The sequence below is a fragment of the Streptomyces sp. PsTaAH-124 genome, from assembly GCF_000373685.1.
In the GTDB taxonomy this organism is placed as follows: Bacteria; Actinomycetota; Actinomycetes; order Streptomycetales; family Streptomycetaceae; genus Streptomyces; species Streptomyces andamanensis.
The window spans coordinates 265,892-280,716 of the sequence record NZ_KB892209.1; the positions used below are offsets into that span (position 1 = coordinate 265,892).

Sequence of the window (14,825 nt, forward strand, 5' to 3'; positions counted from 1 at the left end):
GTCCGCCCGGCACACCGCCGAACACGCCCGGACGCGTCCCTGGTCCGGGCTGCCCGCATGCCGCCGGGCGCCGGGCCCCGCCCGGCGGCGACCGGATGCGCTGCGTGACTGAGGTTTGGCCAAGGAACCTGCGGCCACACGAAGAGGAGAGGTGGTCATGGCGAACACAGAGACCCCGAAAGAGCCGGAGGATCCGGAAGAGCCGGAGAACGCGGCGGAGTCGCAGGAACCACAAGAGCCCCGGAAGCCCCGGGGATCCCGGACAGCACAGAAGCCTCAGAGAACACAGAAGTCCCAGCAGTCGGGCAGCGGCCACCACGAGGGCCACCAGGCCCCGGCGCGGCCCCGGCCGATGGAGGTGCTGCGCGAGGCGCGCGCCCAGTTCGGCGAGCTGACCGGTCTCGCCCCGGAGTCCGTCACGAGTTTCGAGCGGACCGGGGACGGCTGGTCGCTGGAGCTGGAGGTCCTGGAACTGGCCCGCGTGCCCGACACGATGAGCCTGATGGCGAGCTACGAGGTCGCACTCGACCCCGAGGGCCAGCTCACCGGATACCGGCGGCTGAGCCGCTACGAACGCGGCCGGTCCGACGCCCGCAAGTCCGGCGGCCGCTGACCCGGGCGGCCCGGGGCACTCCATTTTCACACGGGAAACACACCTTTTTCCTTACGGGAAACACACCCTCACACGAGAAGAGGAGGCACGGTCGGCATGACCGTTGTCCCGGCACAGACGTCCGGTGGTGGAGGCGGCAGCAGCGGCCTCTACGACGTACTGGAACTCGTCCTCGACAGGGGACTGGTGATCGACGCGTTCGTGCGGGTCTCGCTGGTGGGCATCGAGATCCTGAAGATCGACGTACGCGTCGTCGTCGCCAGCGTCGACACGTATCTGCGCTTCGCCGAGGCGTGCAACCGGCTCGACCTGGAGTCGGGCCCGCACAAGACTCCGGGCCTGCCGGACATCGTCGGTGAGGTCACCGAGTCCGGCGCGCGCGGCAAGTCCAAGGGGGCGCTGTCCGGCGCCGCCCAGACCGTCTCCGACGCCTTCAAGCAGGCCCGCTCCGAGAGCTCGGGCGAGTCGGAGTCCCGTCCGCGACCGCGCAGGACCTCCTCGGCGCGCCGGAAGGAGGAGCAGGAGTGAGCACGTACGTCTACGGCATCACCGCCGCCTCGCACCCCGCGCTGCCCGAGGGACTGACCGGCATCGGCGACCCGGCCCGGCCGGTCCGCGTGCTGACGGCGGGCGAACTGGCCGCCGTGGTCAGCGACGCACCCGAGGACCTGCGCCCCAAGCGCCGGGAACTCCTCGCCCACCAGGGCGTGCTCGGGGAGGCGGGCGCCGCCGGCTGTGTGCTGCCCATGCGGTTCGGCAGCGTCGCGCCGGACGACGACTCCGTCACCGGTGTGCTCACCGAGCGCGCCGAGCACTACAAGGAACGCCTGCGGGCGCTGGACGGCAAGGTCGAGTACAACATCAAGGCCAGCCATGTGGAGGAGGCCGTCCTGCACCACGTGATGGCCGACAACCCGGAGATCAGGGCCCAGGCCGAGGCCAACCGGCAGGCCGGGGGCGGTAGTTACGACGACAAGATCAGGCTGGGCGAGATGGTCGCCGCGGCCGTCAAGGCCCGCGAGGCGGAGGACGGCGCCCTGGTGATCCGGGCGGTCGAGTCGCACGCGGCGGCGGTCAGCGAGGGCCCGGCGTCCACGGGCTGGCTCGTCAACGCCTCCTTCCTGGTCGGCCGCGACGAGGCGGCCGGCTTCCTGGAGGCCGCCGAACAGGCCCGCAAGGACCTGCCCCATCTCGAATTGCGCGTCAATGGCCCGTTGCCGCCCTACAGCTTCGTCGAGCCAGGCCCGGCCGAGCCCGCGGGCACAGCGGCGGGAGCCGACGCGGGAGCGGAGTGACGCCATGGGACTGATCTCGGAGGTGCTGCTGCTGCCGTTCGCACCGGCGCGCGGCAGCTCCTGGGCGATCAGACAGGTGCTGCGCGAGGCGGAGCGCATCTACTACGACCCGGCCACCGTCCGGGCCGAGCTGGCACGGCTGGAGGAGCGTCTGGAGGCGCAGGAGATCACCGAGGAGGAGTTCGACCGCCAGGAGGACGAGCTTCTGGACCGGCTGGAGATCGGCCTGCGCGGCGGCGCGGGGACGGGTGAGGGGACGGCACGATGAACCGAGTGGGACTGGGCCTCGCGATAGGGGCCGGATATCTGCTGGGGCGGACGAAGAAGGCGAAACTCGCCTTCGCGGTGGGCAGTCTGGTCGCGGGCAAGAAGCTGAACCTCGGGCCGCGCGCCCTGGCGGACCTGCTCAACCAGCAGCTCAAGGACAACCCCCAGTTCAAGGAGATCGGGGACCAGCTGCGCCAGGACCTGCGGGGCGTCGGCAAGGCGGCCTCCGGGGCGATGGTCGAGCGGCAGATGACGGCACTCGCCGACCGGCTGCACGGCCGTACGGCCCAGGTGCGCGACGAACTGGCCGGTGTGGTGCCGGACGGCGGTGCCGAGGACGGGCGCCAGGACGGCTACGACGACGGCGACGACGACTACGAGGATCGCGGCGAGGGCCGCGAGGCCGACGAGGACCCCGGGCAGGACACGCGGCGGGAATCACGGCAGGACAGGCGGGAGCAGCCCCGGCGGAAGGCGCCCGCGAAGAAGAGCCCCGCGGACCCCGCGAAGAAGGCGGCCCGCAAGGCACCGGCCGCGGAGCCCGCCGAGAAGGCGGCGAAGAAGGCCCCCGCCCGCAAGGCGGCGGCGAAGAAGACGGCCCCGGCCCGCAAGGCGGCCGCGAAGAAGACGGCCGCGTCCGGCCGGGCTCCTCGCACCGCCCGGTCCCGGTCGGCGAAGGGCGGCGGTGAACGATGACCGAGACCCTGGGATCCGCGGCCTCGACCGCGGGCAGGACGGCGGCCGGGGCGGCCAAGGGCAGCCCGCTGGGCGACCTGGCCCACAGCGAGGCCGCCGACCGGCTCAAGGCGGAGGCGCAGGAGTATCTGTCCGCCCAGGCCCAACGGCTGCTGGCCGGCCTCGGCCGCAAGCTCGGCGAGACCACCGGGAAGCTCAACGACATCGCCGAGGGCAACAGCCCCGGCTTCGCGCGCCTCGCCCTCGAAGGCGGCCGGAAGATCGCCGAGGGCAAGGGGCCGGTGCGCTCCGCGCTGGAGCTGGGCGCCTCGCACGCCAAGGACAGCGTGACGGGCGCCCTGAAGAACCTGGGCGGCGGCAAGGGCAAGGGCAAGCGCGGCGGCGGCAACAAGCCGATCGTCATCATCGAGTCCGTCGACGTCGGCGTACCGCTGCGCACCGCCTACGACCAGTGGACCCAGTTCCAGGACTTCAGCACCTTCGCCAAGGGCGTCAAGAGCGCGAGCCGTGCCGACGACACGCACTCCGACTGGCAGGCGAAGATCTTCTGGTCCAGCCGGAGCTGGAAGTCCCACACCGTCGAGCAGATCCCCGACTACCGCGTCCAGTGGACGTCGGAGGGCGCCAAGGGCACCACGAAGGGGGTCGTCTCCTTCCACGAGCTGGAGGAGAACCTGACCCGCGTCCTGCTGGTCATGGAGTACTACCCCAGCGGCCTCTTCGAGAAGACCGGCAACATCTGGCGGGCCCAGGGCCGCCGCGCCCGGCTCGACCTGAAGAACTTCGCCCGCTTCATCACCCTCAAGGGCGAGGCGGAGGACGGCTGGCGCGGGGAGATCCGCGACGGCGAGGTCGTCCAGAGCCACGAGGACGCGGTCGCCGAGGAGGAGAAGGCCGAGGGCACCGAGGAGGACCAGGAGGAGCCCGAGGACGAGGAACCCGAGGACGAGGGCGCCGAGGACGAGTACGAGCCTGAGGACGAGGCGGAGGACGAGTACGAAGAGGAGCCCGAGGACGAGGAGGAGCGCGACGCGCAGGACGAGGCGGAGGACGAGTACGAGGGCGAGGACGAGGCGGAGTACGACGACGAGTACGCCGAGGGCGGGAGCCGTCGATGACGACGCCGAGCAGGCTGCCGGACCCGTACGGCTCGGGAAGCGGCGCCAATCTGGCCGACATCCTGGAGCGGGTGCTGGACAAGGGTGTCGTCATCGCGGGCGACATCCGGATCAACCTGCTCGACATCGAACTGCTCACGATCAAGCTCCGGCTGGTCGTCGCCTCGGTGGACAAGGCCAAGGAGATGGGCATCGACTGGTGGGAGAGCGACCCGGCGCTCTCCTCCCGGGCCCGCCGCGACGAGCTCACCCGGGAGAACGCCGCGCTGCGCGAGCGGCTGGCGCGTCTGGAGGAGCTGGAACAGGGCAGCACGGTCCGCAAGGAGGCACCATGACGGGACTGCGGTACGTCTACGCCGTCTGCCGCCCCCTCGGCGCGCCCCTCCAGGCGCAGCTGACCGGGGTCGCGGGCGCGCCGGCCAAGTCGCTGGCCCACCACGGCCTGGTCGCCGTCGTCAGTGAGGTGCCGGAACGGGACTTCTCCGAGGAGGCGCTGCGCGCCCGTCTGGAGGACCTGGACTGGCTCGCCGCCACCGCCCGCGCCCATCAGGGCGTCATCGACGCGCTCACCGTCGTCACCACCCCGCTCCCGCTGCGGCTGGCCACGGTCTTCCGGGACGACAGCGGGGTGCGCGCGATGATCGAGTCCCGCGAGGAGCACTTCCGGCAGACCCTGGAACGCCTCCAGGGCCGGGTGGAGTGGGGCGTCAAGGTGTATGTGGAGCCCGAGCGGTCCGAGGAGCCGGCGGCCGCGGGCGCCGGGCGCAGGCCCGCGTCCGGCCGGGACTATCTGCGGCAGCGGCGGCAGGAGTCCCGGGCCCACGAGGACCGCTGGCAGCGGGCCGAGACGTTCGCCACCCGGCTGCACGGCAGGCTGTCGGCGTTCGCCGAGGAGTCCCGGCTGCACGCCCCGCAGAATCCCGCGCTCTCCGGCGCCGCCGGGCAGAACGTGCTCAACGCCGCCTATCTGGTGCCGCGCGCGCATTCCGAGGAGTTCGTGGAACTCGTGGACCGCACGAAGGACGAGGCACCGGGGCTGCGGGTGGAACTGACGGGCCCCTGGGCGGCGTACTCGTTCGCCGGGGAGAACCCCGAGGGCGATGCCGGGGGGAACCCATGACCGTCATCGAGCGCCGGGAGATCGCCCTGGTCGACCTGCTGGACCGGCTGCTGGCCGGCGGGGTCGTCATCACGGGCGACGTCACCCTGCGGATCGCGGACGTCGACCTGGTCCGGATCGACCTGAACGCGCTGATCAGCTCGGTGAACGCACAGGTGCCCTCGCCGTTCGGCCCCCTCAGGGCCGTCGAAGGGCCGCAGGAGCCCGTCGAACTTCCGGAGGAACCGTCGTGAGCGCGCGCAAGCGTCTGGAGCTGGAACCCGACACCGTCGAACGCGACCTGGTCAAACTCGTCCTCACCGTGGTCGAGCTGCTGCGCCAGCTCATGGAGCGGCAGGCGCTGCGCCGCTTCGACGTGGGGGACCTGTCCGAGGACCAGGAGGAGCGGATCGGTCTGACGCTGATGCTGCTGGAGGACCGCATGGCCGAGCTGCGCGACCGCTACGGACTGCGGCCCGAGGACCTGAACCTGGACCTCGGGCCGCTGGGACCGCTGCTTCCCCGGCAATGACCCGGCAATGCCCCGGGAACGACCGGTGATGACCAGTGACGACCGGTGACGACCCGGGACCGGGGAAGCCGGAGAGTCCGCGGGGGAATCAGCCTTCCTTGCGGCACAGAACCTCTCCGTGCAGGACCGCGAACCAGCCGTCCTCCTGCCGCCCCCACGCGCGCCAGGCCCCGGAGACGGCCCGCAGCTCCTCCTCGGTGGCGTGGCCGCCGGAGGTGGCCCGCTCGGCGTAGGCCGACGCCAGCGTGCGGTCGGCCCACAGCCCGCTCCACCACTCCCGCTCCTCGGCGGTGGCATAGGTCCAGGTGCCGGAGGTCGCCGTCACCACCGACTCCGGGAAGCCCGCCCGCAGCGCCCAGGAGCGCAGCCGCCGGCCCGCGTCCGGCTCACCGCCGTTGGCCCGCGCCACCCGCCGGTACAGGTCCAGCCAGTCGTCGAGCCCCGGCACCTCGGGGTACCAGGTCATCGCCGCGTAGTCCGCGTCCCGGACCGCGACGATCCCGCCCGGCCGCGTCACGCGCCGCATCTCGCGCAGCGCCCGCACCGGATCCCCGACGTGCTGGAGCACCTGATGGGCGTGGACCACGCAGAACGTGTCGTCCGGGTAGTCCAGGGCGTGCACGTCCGCCACGGCGAAGTCGACGTTGCCGAGCCCCCGTCCGGCCGCCGTGGCGCGGGCCTGCTCCAGGACGCCCGGCGCCCGGTCGACGCCCGTGACATGACCGTCGGGCACCAGTTCCGCCAGGTCGGCGGTGATGGTGCCGGGGCCGCAGCCGATGTCCAGGACCTTCATGTGCGGCTTGAGCGAACCGAGCAGGTAGGCCGCCGAGTTGGCGGCGGTGCGCCAGGTGTGCGAGCGCAGCACGGACTCGTGGTGCCCATGGGTGTAGACGGCCGTCTCCCGCGGTTCCGGCATGGCGGTACCCCTTCTCCTGACCTGTCCCCGCACGGGCCGCGCGGCCCGGGGGCGGTACGGATCACGGTACGCGCGCATGCCGAATGATGAGACCCGCGTTTCGGCATCCGGACTGACGATGCGTCAGTGACGGTAGGGTCAGGCGTCGGGCAGCGGCCGGTAGACCGTCAGCGCCTCGGGCAGCTTCTCCAGGCGCACCTCGCCCTCCACCTCGGTGACCTCGCCGTCGTACGCGAGGAGGGTGCCCGGCTCCAGACCGGCCAGCCGCAGCCGGCGCACCTGGACGGCCGCGTGGGCGGGGGAGCGCGTCAGCGGGCCCGCGAGCGCGGCCGACAGCAGCCGCAGCGCGGGCCTGCGGCCCCCGTGCACCACCCGGACGTCCAGCACCCCGTCGGCCAGGTCGAGGCGGCGGCCCGGCGCGAGCCCCATGCGGTGGTACGTGCCGTTCCCGGCGAACAGCAGCCACATCGGACGGCAGCGGCCCTGCACCTCCGCCTCCAGCGGATGGCGGTCCGCGCGCAGCACCCGCAGCGCCGCCAGCAGCCCGGCGGGCCAGCCGCCGATCCGGTCCGTCCACCGCTCACGCAGCCGCACCAGCTCCGGGTACACCCCGAGACTGAAGGTGTTGAGGAAGATGCCCTGCCCGCGCCCCGAGGTGAAGCGGCCCACGTCCACCCGCACCCCGTGGCCGTGCCGCACCGCCCGGCCCAGGTCCTTGGCATCCTCCACGCCCAGGTCGTACGCGAAGTGGTTGAGCGTGCCGCCGGGCAGCACCGCGAGCGGCAGACCGTGGCGCAGGGCCGTCTCGGCGGCGGTGTTCACGGTGCCGTCGCCGCCGCACACACCGAGCACCACGGCCCGGCCCGCCGCCTCCTCCAGCGCGTCCCCGACGTCCTCCGGCGCGCACTCGACGACCTCCGCCTTCGGCAGCACGTCCCGCAGGGCGCGGGCCCGGTCCGAGGTGCCGGAGGCGTCGTTGGCGACCAGCACCAGCCCCTCGCCCTCCGCCAGCGCGGGCACCTCGGCCCGCGGCCGGGCGGGCGGCACCAGCTGGGCGCGGGCCGGGACCAGTCCCCGTACGGCGAACGCGGCCCCCGCGCCGAGGGCCGCGCCCGCCAGCACGTCGCTCGGGAAGTGGACGCCGGTGTAGACGCGGGAGGCCGCCACCGAGACGGCCAGCGGCGCCACCGCCGCGCCCCAGCCCGGAGACTCCAGGGCCACCCCGGTCGCGAAGGCGGCGGCGGAGGCCGCGTGCCCGGACGGGAAGGAGGTGGTGATCGGCTGCCGCCCCAGCCGGCGCACCAGCGGCACCGGGCCCAGGTCCGGGCGCGGCCTGCGTACCGAGCGCTTGCCGAGCGTGTTCACGGTCAGCGAGGCCAGCCCCAGCGAGGCCAGGCCGCGTGCGGCGGCCCGGCGGGCGCGCGGGGTGCGGCTGGCCGCGACCGCCGCCGCCGTCGCGAACCACAGCACGCCGTGGTTGGCGCTCCGGCTCAGCCGGGGCAGCACCGGGCCCGCGCCCGGCCAGCGGCGCCCGGCCGCCGCGCGGAACAGCCACGCGTCCGCGGCGAGCAGTCGGGTCAGGCCGGTACGGGCGCCGCGGCCCGCGGCGGCGGGGGAGGTGAGGTCGAGATCTGGGCTCATACAGGCACCGATACCCTGAAGCGGCCGTTTCTTGTGCGCGGGCCGGACCCGGCCCCGGGCGCGCACGGCACGCCCCTGCCCCCGCACCCGGGACCACCTATGCGTCTGCTCCTCGTCCGCCACGGCGAGACCCCGTCCAACGTCGCCTCGCTGCTGGACACGGCCGCCCCGGGGCCCGGCCTGACCGCACTCGGCACCCGGCAGGCCGCCGCGCTGTCCGAGGCGCTCGCCGACGAGGACATCGAGGCGCTGTACGCCTCCACCCTGGTGCGCACCCAGCTCACCGCCGCCCCGCTCGCCGCCGCCCGCGGCCTCGGCGTGCACATCCGCGACGGCATCCGCGAACTGGCCGCGGGCGACCTGGAGCGCGAACCGGGCGACACCCAACGCGGGCGGCTCTACCTGCGTACGGTCCTGGCCTGGGCGGACGGCGAGCGCGCGCTGCGGATGCCGGGACCGGGCGGCGAGAGCGGCACCGAGGTACTGGCCCGCTACGACGCGGTCGTCGCCGAGGCCGCGGGCAGCGGCGCCCGGACCGTCGCCATGGTCAGCCACGGCGCGGCCATCCGCCTGTGGACCGCCGTCCGCGCCCGCAACCTGGACGCGGACTTCGCCGCCGCCCACCCGCTGCGCAACACCGGCGTGGTCGTCCTGGAGGGCTCGCCCGGTGACGGCTGGCGGGCGCTGTCCTGGGCGGGCGCGCTCGTCACGCCCGCGCGCGAGGGCGGGCCCGCGGGCCGCCCGGTCGACGCCGGATGACCGGGTGCGCGGACCGCTGACCGGTTAAGGGTTTGCCGCCGCCCCGGGCGCGCCCGCACAATGCGTGACCATGGGACATCTGGAAGCCGCGCACCTGGAGTACCACCTGCCCGACGGGAGGACGCTCCTCGGCGACGTGTCCTTCCGGGTGGGCGAGGGAGCGGTGGTCGCCCTCGTCGGGCCCAACGGAGCGGGCAAGACGACCCTGCTGCGGCTGGTCTCCGGTGAGCTGAAGCCGCACGGCGGCACCGTCACCGTCAGCGGCGGCCTGGGCGTGATGCGCCAGTTCGTCGGCTCGGTCCGGGACGAGACGACCGTACGCGACCTGCTGGTGTCGGTCGCGCCGCCGCGCGTGCGGGAGGCCGCCCGCGCCGTCGACGCGGCCGAGCATGCCCTGATGACCGTCGACGACGAGGCCGCCCAGCTGGGGTACGCCCAGGCGCTCGCCGACTGGGCCGAGGCCCGCGGCTACGAGGCCGAGACCCTGTGGGACATGTGCACCACGGCCGCGCTCGGCGTGCCCTACGAGCAGGCGCAGTGGCGGCAGGTGCGCACCCTGTCCGGCGGCGAGCAGAAGCGGCTGGTCCTGGAGGCGCTGCTGCGCGGCACCGACGAGGTGCTGCTGCTCGACGAGCCCGACAACTACCTCGACGTGCCCGGCAAGCGCTGGCTGGAGGAGCGGCTGCGGGAGACCCGCAAGACGGTCCTGTTCGTCTCCCACGACCGGGAACTGCTCGCCCGCGCCGCCGAGAAGATCGTCTCGGTCGAGCCGGGACCGGCCGGAGCCGACGCCTGGGTGCACGGCGGCGGCTTCGCCACTTACCACGAGGCCCGGCGCGAGCGCTTCGCCCGCTTCGAGGAACTGCGCAGGCGCTGGGACGAGAAGCACGCCCAGCTGAAGAAGCTGGTGCTCAACCTGCGCCAGGCCGCCACCGTCAGCCATGAGCTGGCCTCCCGCTACCAGGCCGCCCAGACCCGGCTGCGCAAGTTCGAGGAGGCCGGGCCGCCGCCGGAGCCGCCGCGCGAGCAGGACATCCGGATGCGGCTCAAGGGCGGCCGCACCGGCATCCGGGCCGTCACCTGCCAGGGCCTGGAGCTGACCGGCCTGATGAAACCGTTCGACCTGGAGGTCTTCTACGGCGAACGGGTCGCCGTCCTCGGCTCCAACGGCTCCGGCAAGTCGCACTTCCTGCGGCTGCTGGCCGGCGGGGACGTCGCGCACACGGGCGCGTGGAAGCTGGGCGCGCGCGTGGAGCCCGGCCACTTCGCCCAGACCCACGCCCACCCCGAGCTGGCCGGGCGCACCCTCCTGGACATCCTGTGGACCGAGCACTCCCAGGACCGGGGCGCCGCCATGTCCCGGCTGCGCCGCTACGAGCTGACCGGCCAGGCCGAGCAGTCCTTCGACCGGCTCTCCGGCGGCCAGCAGGCCCGCTTCCAGATCCTGCTGCTCGAACTGGCGGGCGCCACCGCCCTGCTCCTGGACGAGCCCACCGACAACCTCGACCTGGAGTCCGCCGAGGCCCTCCAGGAGGGCCTGGAGGCGTACGAGGGCACCGTCCTCGCCGTCACCCACGACCGCTGGTTCGCCCGCTCCTTCGACCGCTACCTGGTCTTCGGCAGCGACGGCCGGCTCCGCGAGACGGCGGAACCGGTCTGGGACGAGCGGCGGGTGGAGCGGGCGCGGTAGGTCCTTCCGCGCGGCCGGACCGGCGGCGCGTCCGGGAAGGGCACGGTGCGGCTCACCGCCAGCGCAGGATGGCGCCCAGGCCGCCGCTCGGCGCGGCGCCCGCGGGCAGGGGGGCCACCGGGGTCAGGGACAGTGCCGCGGCGTCCGTGGTCACCGCCGCGCGGATCAGGGCGTCGTCGGCGCGCGTCGCCCACGCGTGCCGTTCGCCGAGCGTCCGCAGCTCCCCGCGGCGCGCCGCCAGCTGGTCCGGGTCCTCGCCGACCCACACCTCGCGGTGGGCGTCCGCCGCCTCGGGGCGGATCAGCAGCTCCTCGATACGGTGCTCGCGGGCCGCCTCGACCAGCGCGGGCACCCCTTCCACGGCCCCGGCGCGGCCCGCGTCGTCGGGCGCGCGGGCGGCCCGGAACCGGTCCAGCTCCCCGTCGATCCGGTCGCGTACGTGCTCGGCGCGCAGTTGCTCCACGTCCTCGTCCAGCAGCCTGCTCCCGAAGCCGTGGGTGGCCTCCACCACGCGGTCGTGCAGCCGCTCGGGCAGCCGTGCGCGCACCTCGTGCCGCTCCCGCTGCTCACCGACCACGATCATCAGATCGGCCCGGGTCTCGTCCTGGCAGACGCTGAGCGCGTCGGCGATCTCGGCGGCGTTGTGCTCCCAGGTGTTCTCGACCTTCAGCTGGAAGTGCCGCTCCGACCAGTCGGCACCGCTGGTGCGGTGCAGGGGCCACTGCCGCCCTGTCACCGTGCCGGCCTCCCGGCGGCCCAGCGCGCTGCGCAGCTCGAAGTCGGCGCCCTTGCGGTCGACGTAGGCCACGATCGCGACCGGGTCCTCGCCCGCCAGGTCCAGCAGCGGCCCCACCCGGGGCAGCGGACCCCACTCGGCCCGGCTGCCGCCCTGCGGCGGACGGGCGAGACGCGGGTCAAGGACGACCGTCCCGGACCGGGCGAAGAAGGCCCGCCCGTGCGGGTCGGGGGAGTGGCGCAATTCCTCGACCGCCTCCTCGACGGCCCGGCAGGTCGCCCCGTCCGCGCCCCGCTGCGCCAGGTCACCGGCCATCGCCCGCGCCGTCAGACGCAGCTCGTGCGCGCTGTCCTGCGTGGGACGGGAGGTGTCGACGTACACGGAGGCCCAGGGGCCCGGGTGTTCGTACAGTGGATGGAGAAAGGCGAGCTCCATGGCTCCCTCCCGGATCGGATGCCGGTCGGTGGCGGTGTGCGCCGGGCGGGTACCCGGGCCGCATGGACGAACACGACGAGCGGGGCAGCACCATGACCGGAGTCGACCCGGGCCGCCTGGACGACCAGCAGCTCATGAAGGAGCTGGAGACCATCCACCGCACGCGCCACGACACCCTGCTGTACGGCTCCGACGACGCGCTGCGGGCCCACAACGGCCGTATGGCCCAGCTGGAGGGCGAGTACCTGCGGCGCAACCCGCGGCGGCTGGTCGCGGCCGGGCGGACCCGGGAGGGCGCGCGGGAGCGCTGAGGCCCCCGCCCCGTCGTCCCGGCCCCGGTGTCCCGGCGCGCACCCCGGCACAGCCGTGCCCGCCGGCCCGCTCGCCGTTCTGCACGGCCGCGGGCGGCGGGCACGGCGGGCACGGCGGGCACGGTCGGCGCCGCGCCGACGGCCGGTTCAGCCGCCGTTCGGCCCCTGCTGCGCGAGCACGTCGAGGAACGCCGCGTCGAACGCCTTGAGGTCGTCCGGCTTGCGGCTGGTGACCAGCGTGTTCGGGCCGTTCGTGCAGATCTGCACCTGCTCGTCGACCCAGGTGCCGCCCGCGTTGCGGATGTCCGTGCGCAGACTCGGCCAGGAGGTCAGCACGCGGTCGCGCACGACATCGGCCTCGACCAGGGTCCAGGGCGCGTGGCAGATCGCCGCGACCGGCCTGCCCCGGTCGAAGAAGCTCTTGACGAACGCCACGGCCCTCTCGTCGGTGCGCAGGAAGTCGGGGTTGGCCACGCCGCCCGGCAGGACCAGCGCGTCGAACGAGTCGGCGGAGGTGTCCCCGACGACCTCGTCGACGGGGAACGTGTCCGCCTTGTCCAGGTGGTCGAAGCCCTGGACCTCGCCCGCCCGTGTGGACACCAGCACGGGTTCGTGCCCGGCGCCCTCGGCCGCCTTCCACGGCTCGGTCAGCTCGACCTGTTCCACGCCCTCGGGTGCGGTCAGAAAAGCGATGCGCATGATGGTTCGGAGTCCTTCCGTCGCCTGTCCGGAGTCTCTCGGCCGCCTGGCGGCCGGGCGTCAGGCGCGTTCGTGGTGGGTCACTTCCTCGGCCAGCTCCTGGACGTTGGCGTACCGCGTCCGGCGCGGCAGCCGCTGCACGGCGTCGGCCAGCGCGTCCGGCGCGTTCTTGCGGCGCAGTACGCGGGCCAGCTCGCCCGGGTCCGCCGGGAAGGCGCTGCGGCCGAGGATCCTGGCCAGTTCCAGGCGCACGGTCTCCAGGGAGGCCCGGGAGCCGCCCGGGGTCACCGGTCCGCCCCACACCTCGGGGTCGTCCTCGGCGGTCGGCTCCGGGTCGTGCCACTCCTCGCTCCGCGTGGGGTGACCGGACCGGAGCAGGCCCTGCAACTCGTGCTTCATCTCTTCGTCACGGTGGACACTCAGCCGGTCGCTGCCTCGCTGCATGTCTCCCTCCAGCTCCAGATCGTCGGGGATGGCCTGCCGCGTACCCGTGCACGCCGGGCCGACACGGCCTTTCCGGCCCGGATGCCGGAGTTCGCGGCGCCCGCCGGGACGCGCGCCGCCCACCGGCGCGCGAGATCACCCGATAGGCCGCCGCCGTCCCGCGAATGGTGCCCGGCCGCGCGCGCCGGGCGGCGCCCGGGGCTGTGATGGCGGAAGGGAGAGGCACGGCCACCGCGCCCGCCCCTTCCGGGCCCCTGGCCCCGTCCGTCCCGTGCCGCACTGTCCGCCCCTCACCCGCACACCGTCCGCCGTCCGCCGGTCCGAGGAGTTCCGCCCATGCGCCGTACCGCCACCCGCGCCCTGCCCGCCGCCGTCCTGGCCGCGCTGGGGGTCATAGCGGGCTCCGCCGCGCAGGCCGCCGCCGTGTCCCCGGCCGTGCCCCCGGACTCCGTCCGGCAGGCGGCGGGCCCCGGCGCGGCCCTCGCGGAGGGAGCCGTGACGGAGCGGAGCACGGGCGCCGGAGTCCGTGCGGCCGGGGCGCGGAGCGGCGCGGCGGCCGGGCCCACGCCCGCGCAGGACGGTCCGCCGGACGGCGGGCCGGGTACGGGAGTCCGCGAGGCCGCCCCGGCCCCCGCCCTCGTACCCGACCCGCCGGACGGGTCCGGCGGGGACGACGGCGCGCTCCAGGACCCCGCCGACGACCCGGTGCTCCAGGACGCGCTGGCCCACGACCCGGCCCGCGAGGCGGCCTCCCCGGACCCCCTCCGGGATCCGCTCGCCGGCACCGGCCCCCAGATCGGCACCGTGCCCGGCGCCCCGGTCACCGGCCCGTCCCCGTACGCGTACGACCCCGCCCACGGCACCTCCCCGGCCCAGGACGGCCGGGACCAGGCGCCCCGCGCCACGCCCTCGCGTACGCCCGGCCGGGACGCGGCCGCCACCCGGGCCCCGGGCCGCGACACGCCCCCGCGCGACCAGCCGGGCCGCACCCCGGGGTCCGGCTGCGCCGGGGACACGGGCGCGGGCCGGGACGGCGGACCCGACGGCGCCCTGGGCAGGAGCGGGTACGACGGCGGCGACGACCGGCCGGGGTCGGACGACCCGTGCCGGGGGGCGGCGGCCGAGCACGGGGTGCAGGCCGGTACGGGCGGCTCCTTCACCGCCTCCCTGCCCGCCCTGATCGGCGGCGGCGTCCTCATCGCGATCGCGCTCTGCGGCGCCGCCCACCGGATGTGGCGGCGCAGGCGGGCGGACGGCTGACCGGGCCCGCAGGACACGGCATGCCCCCGCACGGAACCGCTCCCTCCACGGCCGCCGCACACACCGCGCCGCGACCGGCCTCCGATGGGACGCCGTGCCCCGGGGTACCCGCACGCCAGGTGCGCCGGTCCGGACCGTACGGAGTCGCCTTCCGCACGGGACGCGGCGGCGGACCGGCGGGGCCGGGTGCCGCCGTACGGGCCGCGTCCGAGGCGCCGGGCCCGTACGGCACCACGGCGGGCCCGTACGGCACCACGCCGGGCCCGTACGGCACCACGGCGGTACGGCACGGTGTCCGGCACGGCAGCCGGACC

General features: G+C 74.9%; 19 protein-coding genes. 14 read left to right on the plus strand and 5 right to left on the minus strand.

Features of this window, described 5'->3' with window-relative positions; translation table 11 throughout:
* The first annotated feature begins 157 nt into the window (after positions 1-157).
* The 10 genes from B086_RS43510 (at position 158) to B086_RS0138360 (ending at position 5,620) form a co-directional block, all read left to right on the plus strand.
* A complete protein-coding gene (locus tag B086_RS43510) occupies positions 158-613 on the plus strand; it encodes a gas vesicle protein (RefSeq protein WP_078509745.1) in 456 nt (151 codons plus the stop codon).
* A gap of 96 nt (positions 614-709) precedes the next feature.
* Complete coding sequence (locus B086_RS0138320) at positions 710-1,141, plus strand: gas vesicle structural protein GvpA (protein WP_018571743.1); 432 nt, start codon at positions 710-712, stop codon at positions 1,139-1,141.
* Positions 1,138-1,908 (plus strand): GvpL/GvpF family gas vesicle protein, encoded by a 771-nt coding sequence (locus B086_RS0138325; protein ID WP_018571744.1) that lies wholly within the window; start codon positions 1,138-1,140, stop codon positions 1,906-1,908. The genes B086_RS0138320 and B086_RS0138325 overlap by 4 nt, the downstream gene beginning before the upstream one ends.
* Positions 1,909-1,912: 4 nt before the next feature.
* Positions 1,913-2,176: a gas vesicle protein GvpG gene (locus B086_RS0138330; protein ID WP_018571745.1), complete on the plus strand. Its 264-nt coding sequence runs from the start codon at positions 1,913-1,915 to the stop codon at positions 2,174-2,176.
* Complete coding sequence (locus B086_RS0138335; protein ID WP_026253212.1) at positions 2,173-2,871, plus strand: hypothetical protein; 699 nt, start codon at positions 2,173-2,175, stop codon at positions 2,869-2,871. The genes B086_RS0138330 and B086_RS0138335 overlap by 4 nt, the downstream gene beginning before the upstream one ends.
* Positions 2,868-3,989: an SRPBCC family protein gene (locus B086_RS0138340; protein WP_018571747.1), complete on the plus strand. Its 1,122-nt coding sequence runs from the start codon at positions 2,868-2,870 to the stop codon at positions 3,987-3,989. Before B086_RS0138335 ends, B086_RS0138340 begins: the two co-directional genes overlap by 4 nt.
* On the plus strand, positions 3,986-4,324 hold the full coding sequence (locus tag B086_RS0138345) for a gas vesicle protein (protein WP_018571748.1): 339 nt from the start codon (positions 3,986-3,988) through the stop codon (positions 4,322-4,324). The genes B086_RS0138340 and B086_RS0138345 overlap by 4 nt, the downstream gene beginning before the upstream one ends.
* Positions 4,321-5,109 (plus strand): GvpL/GvpF family gas vesicle protein, encoded by a 789-nt coding sequence (locus tag B086_RS0138350; RefSeq protein WP_018571749.1) that lies wholly within the window; start codon positions 4,321-4,323, stop codon positions 5,107-5,109. The genes B086_RS0138345 and B086_RS0138350 overlap by 4 nt, the downstream gene beginning before the upstream one ends.
* Positions 5,106-5,342, plus strand: coding sequence for a gas vesicle protein (locus tag B086_RS41750; RefSeq protein WP_018571750.1), 237 nt, complete (start codon positions 5,106-5,108; stop codon positions 5,340-5,342). The genes B086_RS0138350 and B086_RS41750 overlap by 4 nt, the downstream gene beginning before the upstream one ends.
* Positions 5,339-5,620 carry a gas vesicle protein K gene (locus tag B086_RS0138360; RefSeq protein WP_018571751.1) on the plus strand — a complete coding sequence of 94 codons (282 nt, stop codon included), beginning with the start codon at positions 5,339-5,341 and terminating at the stop codon, positions 5,618-5,620. The genes B086_RS41750 and B086_RS0138360 overlap by 4 nt, the downstream gene beginning before the upstream one ends.
* An 88-nt stretch (positions 5,621-5,708) precedes the next feature.
* On the opposite strand, the gene B086_RS0138365 is transcribed toward B086_RS0138360, so the two are convergent.
* Both B086_RS0138365 and B086_RS0138370 read right to left on the minus strand, forming a co-directional pair.
* On the minus strand, positions 5,709-6,536 hold the full coding sequence (locus B086_RS0138365) for a class I SAM-dependent methyltransferase (protein ID WP_018571752.1): 828 nt from the start codon (positions 6,534-6,536) through the stop codon (positions 5,709-5,711).
* 138 nt (positions 6,537-6,674) lie between these two features.
* Positions 6,675-8,177, minus strand: a complete 1,503-nt coding sequence (locus B086_RS0138370) for a bifunctional phosphatase PAP2/diacylglycerol kinase family protein (protein WP_018571753.1) — start codon at positions 8,175-8,177, stop codon at positions 6,675-6,677.
* A 99-nt stretch (positions 8,178-8,276) separates the two neighbouring features.
* Here B086_RS0138370 and B086_RS0138375 point away from each other — a divergent pair, with 99 nt between their 5' ends.
* Positions 8,277-8,936: a histidine phosphatase family protein gene (locus tag B086_RS0138375; RefSeq protein WP_018571754.1), complete on the plus strand. Its 660-nt coding sequence runs from the start codon at positions 8,277-8,279 to the stop codon at positions 8,934-8,936.
* A gap of 70 nt (positions 8,937-9,006) precedes the next feature.
* Positions 9,007-10,626 carry an ABC-F family ATP-binding cassette domain-containing protein gene (locus B086_RS0138380; protein WP_018571755.1) on the plus strand — a complete coding sequence of 540 codons (1,620 nt, stop codon included), beginning with the start codon at positions 9,007-9,009 and terminating at the stop codon, positions 10,624-10,626.
* 52 nt (positions 10,627-10,678) lie between these two features.
* Here the strand turns inward: B086_RS0138380 and B086_RS0138385 are convergent, their stop codons facing one another.
* Entirely contained in the window at positions 10,679-11,797 is a 1,119-nt protein-coding gene (locus tag B086_RS0138385) for a Vms1/Ankzf1 family peptidyl-tRNA hydrolase (protein WP_018571756.1), read from the minus strand.
* Between the two features lie 62 nt (positions 11,798-11,859).
* On the opposite strand from B086_RS0138385, the gene B086_RS0138390 reads away from it, so the two are divergent.
* Positions 11,860-12,108: a DUF6158 family protein gene (locus B086_RS0138390; protein WP_018571757.1), complete on the plus strand. Its 249-nt coding sequence runs from the start codon at positions 11,860-11,862 to the stop codon at positions 12,106-12,108.
* Positions 12,109-12,255: 147 nt separating this feature from the next.
* On the opposite strand, the gene B086_RS0138395 is transcribed toward B086_RS0138390, so the two are convergent.
* The gene (locus B086_RS0138395) at positions 12,256-12,807 is read right to left on the minus strand and encodes a type 1 glutamine amidotransferase domain-containing protein (RefSeq protein WP_018571758.1); all 552 of its coding nucleotides are present in this window, start codon (positions 12,805-12,807) and stop codon (positions 12,256-12,258) included.
* A gap of 60 nt (positions 12,808-12,867) precedes the next feature.
* Positions 12,868-13,251, minus strand: a complete 384-nt coding sequence (locus B086_RS0138400; protein ID WP_026253213.1) for a DUF2795 domain-containing protein — start codon at positions 13,249-13,251, stop codon at positions 12,868-12,870.
* A 336-nt stretch (positions 13,252-13,587) separates the two neighbouring features.
* On the opposite strand from B086_RS0138400, the gene B086_RS42170 reads away from it, so the two are divergent.
* On the plus strand, positions 13,588-14,511 hold the full coding sequence (locus B086_RS42170; RefSeq protein WP_026253214.1) for a hypothetical protein: 924 nt from the start codon (positions 13,588-13,590) through the stop codon (positions 14,509-14,511).
* Positions 14,512-14,825 lie beyond the last annotated feature (314 nt).

Excerpts from the sequence above, each read along its gene's own strand:
- B086_RS0138345 (WP_018571748.1), top strand. The coding sequence starts at position 3,986 with ATGACGACGCCGAGCAGGCTGCCGGACCCGTACGGCTCGGGAAGCGGC.
- B086_RS0138395 (WP_018571758.1), bottom strand. The coding sequence starts at position 12,807 with ATGCGCATCGCTTTTCTGACCGCACCCGAGGGCGTGGAACAGGTCGAG.
- B086_RS0138340 (WP_018571747.1), top strand. The coding sequence starts at position 2,868 with ATGACCGAGACCCTGGGATCCGCGGCCTCGACCGCGGGCAGGACGGCG.
- B086_RS0138375 (WP_018571754.1), top strand. The coding sequence starts at position 8,277 with ATGCGTCTGCTCCTCGTCCGCCACGGCGAGACCCCGTCCAACGTCGCC.
- B086_RS0138365 (WP_018571752.1), bottom strand. The coding sequence starts at position 6,536 with ATGCCGGAACCGCGGGAGACGGCCGTCTACACCCATGGGCACCACGAG.
- B086_RS0138335 (WP_026253212.1), top strand. The coding sequence starts at position 2,173 with ATGAACCGAGTGGGACTGGGCCTCGCGATAGGGGCCGGATATCTGCTG.
- B086_RS0138320 (WP_018571743.1), top strand. The coding sequence starts at position 710 with ATGACCGTTGTCCCGGCACAGACGTCCGGTGGTGGAGGCGGCAGCAGC.
- B086_RS43510 (WP_078509745.1), top strand. The coding sequence starts at position 158 with ATGGCGAACACAGAGACCCCGAAAGAGCCGGAGGATCCGGAAGAGCCG.
- B086_RS0138380 (WP_018571755.1), top strand. The coding sequence starts at position 9,007 with ATGGGACATCTGGAAGCCGCGCACCTGGAGTACCACCTGCCCGACGGG.
- B086_RS0138350 (WP_018571749.1), top strand. The coding sequence starts at position 4,321 with ATGACGGGACTGCGGTACGTCTACGCCGTCTGCCGCCCCCTCGGCGCG.
- B086_RS0138330 (WP_018571745.1), top strand. The coding sequence starts at position 1,913 with ATGGGACTGATCTCGGAGGTGCTGCTGCTGCCGTTCGCACCGGCGCGC.
- B086_RS0138390 (WP_018571757.1), top strand. The coding sequence starts at position 11,860 with ATGGACGAACACGACGAGCGGGGCAGCACCATGACCGGAGTCGACCCG.
- B086_RS41750 (WP_018571750.1), top strand. The coding sequence starts at position 5,106 with ATGACCGTCATCGAGCGCCGGGAGATCGCCCTGGTCGACCTGCTGGAC.
- B086_RS0138385 (WP_018571756.1), bottom strand. The coding sequence starts at position 11,797 with ATGGAGCTCGCCTTTCTCCATCCACTGTACGAACACCCGGGCCCCTGG.
- B086_RS0138400 (WP_026253213.1), bottom strand. The coding sequence starts at position 13,251 with ATGCAGCGAGGCAGCGACCGGCTGAGTGTCCACCGTGACGAAGAGATG.
- B086_RS42170 (WP_026253214.1), top strand. The coding sequence starts at position 13,588 with ATGCGCCGTACCGCCACCCGCGCCCTGCCCGCCGCCGTCCTGGCCGCG.
- B086_RS0138370 (WP_018571753.1), bottom strand. The coding sequence starts at position 8,177 with ATGAGCCCAGATCTCGACCTCACCTCCCCCGCCGCCGCGGGCCGCGGC.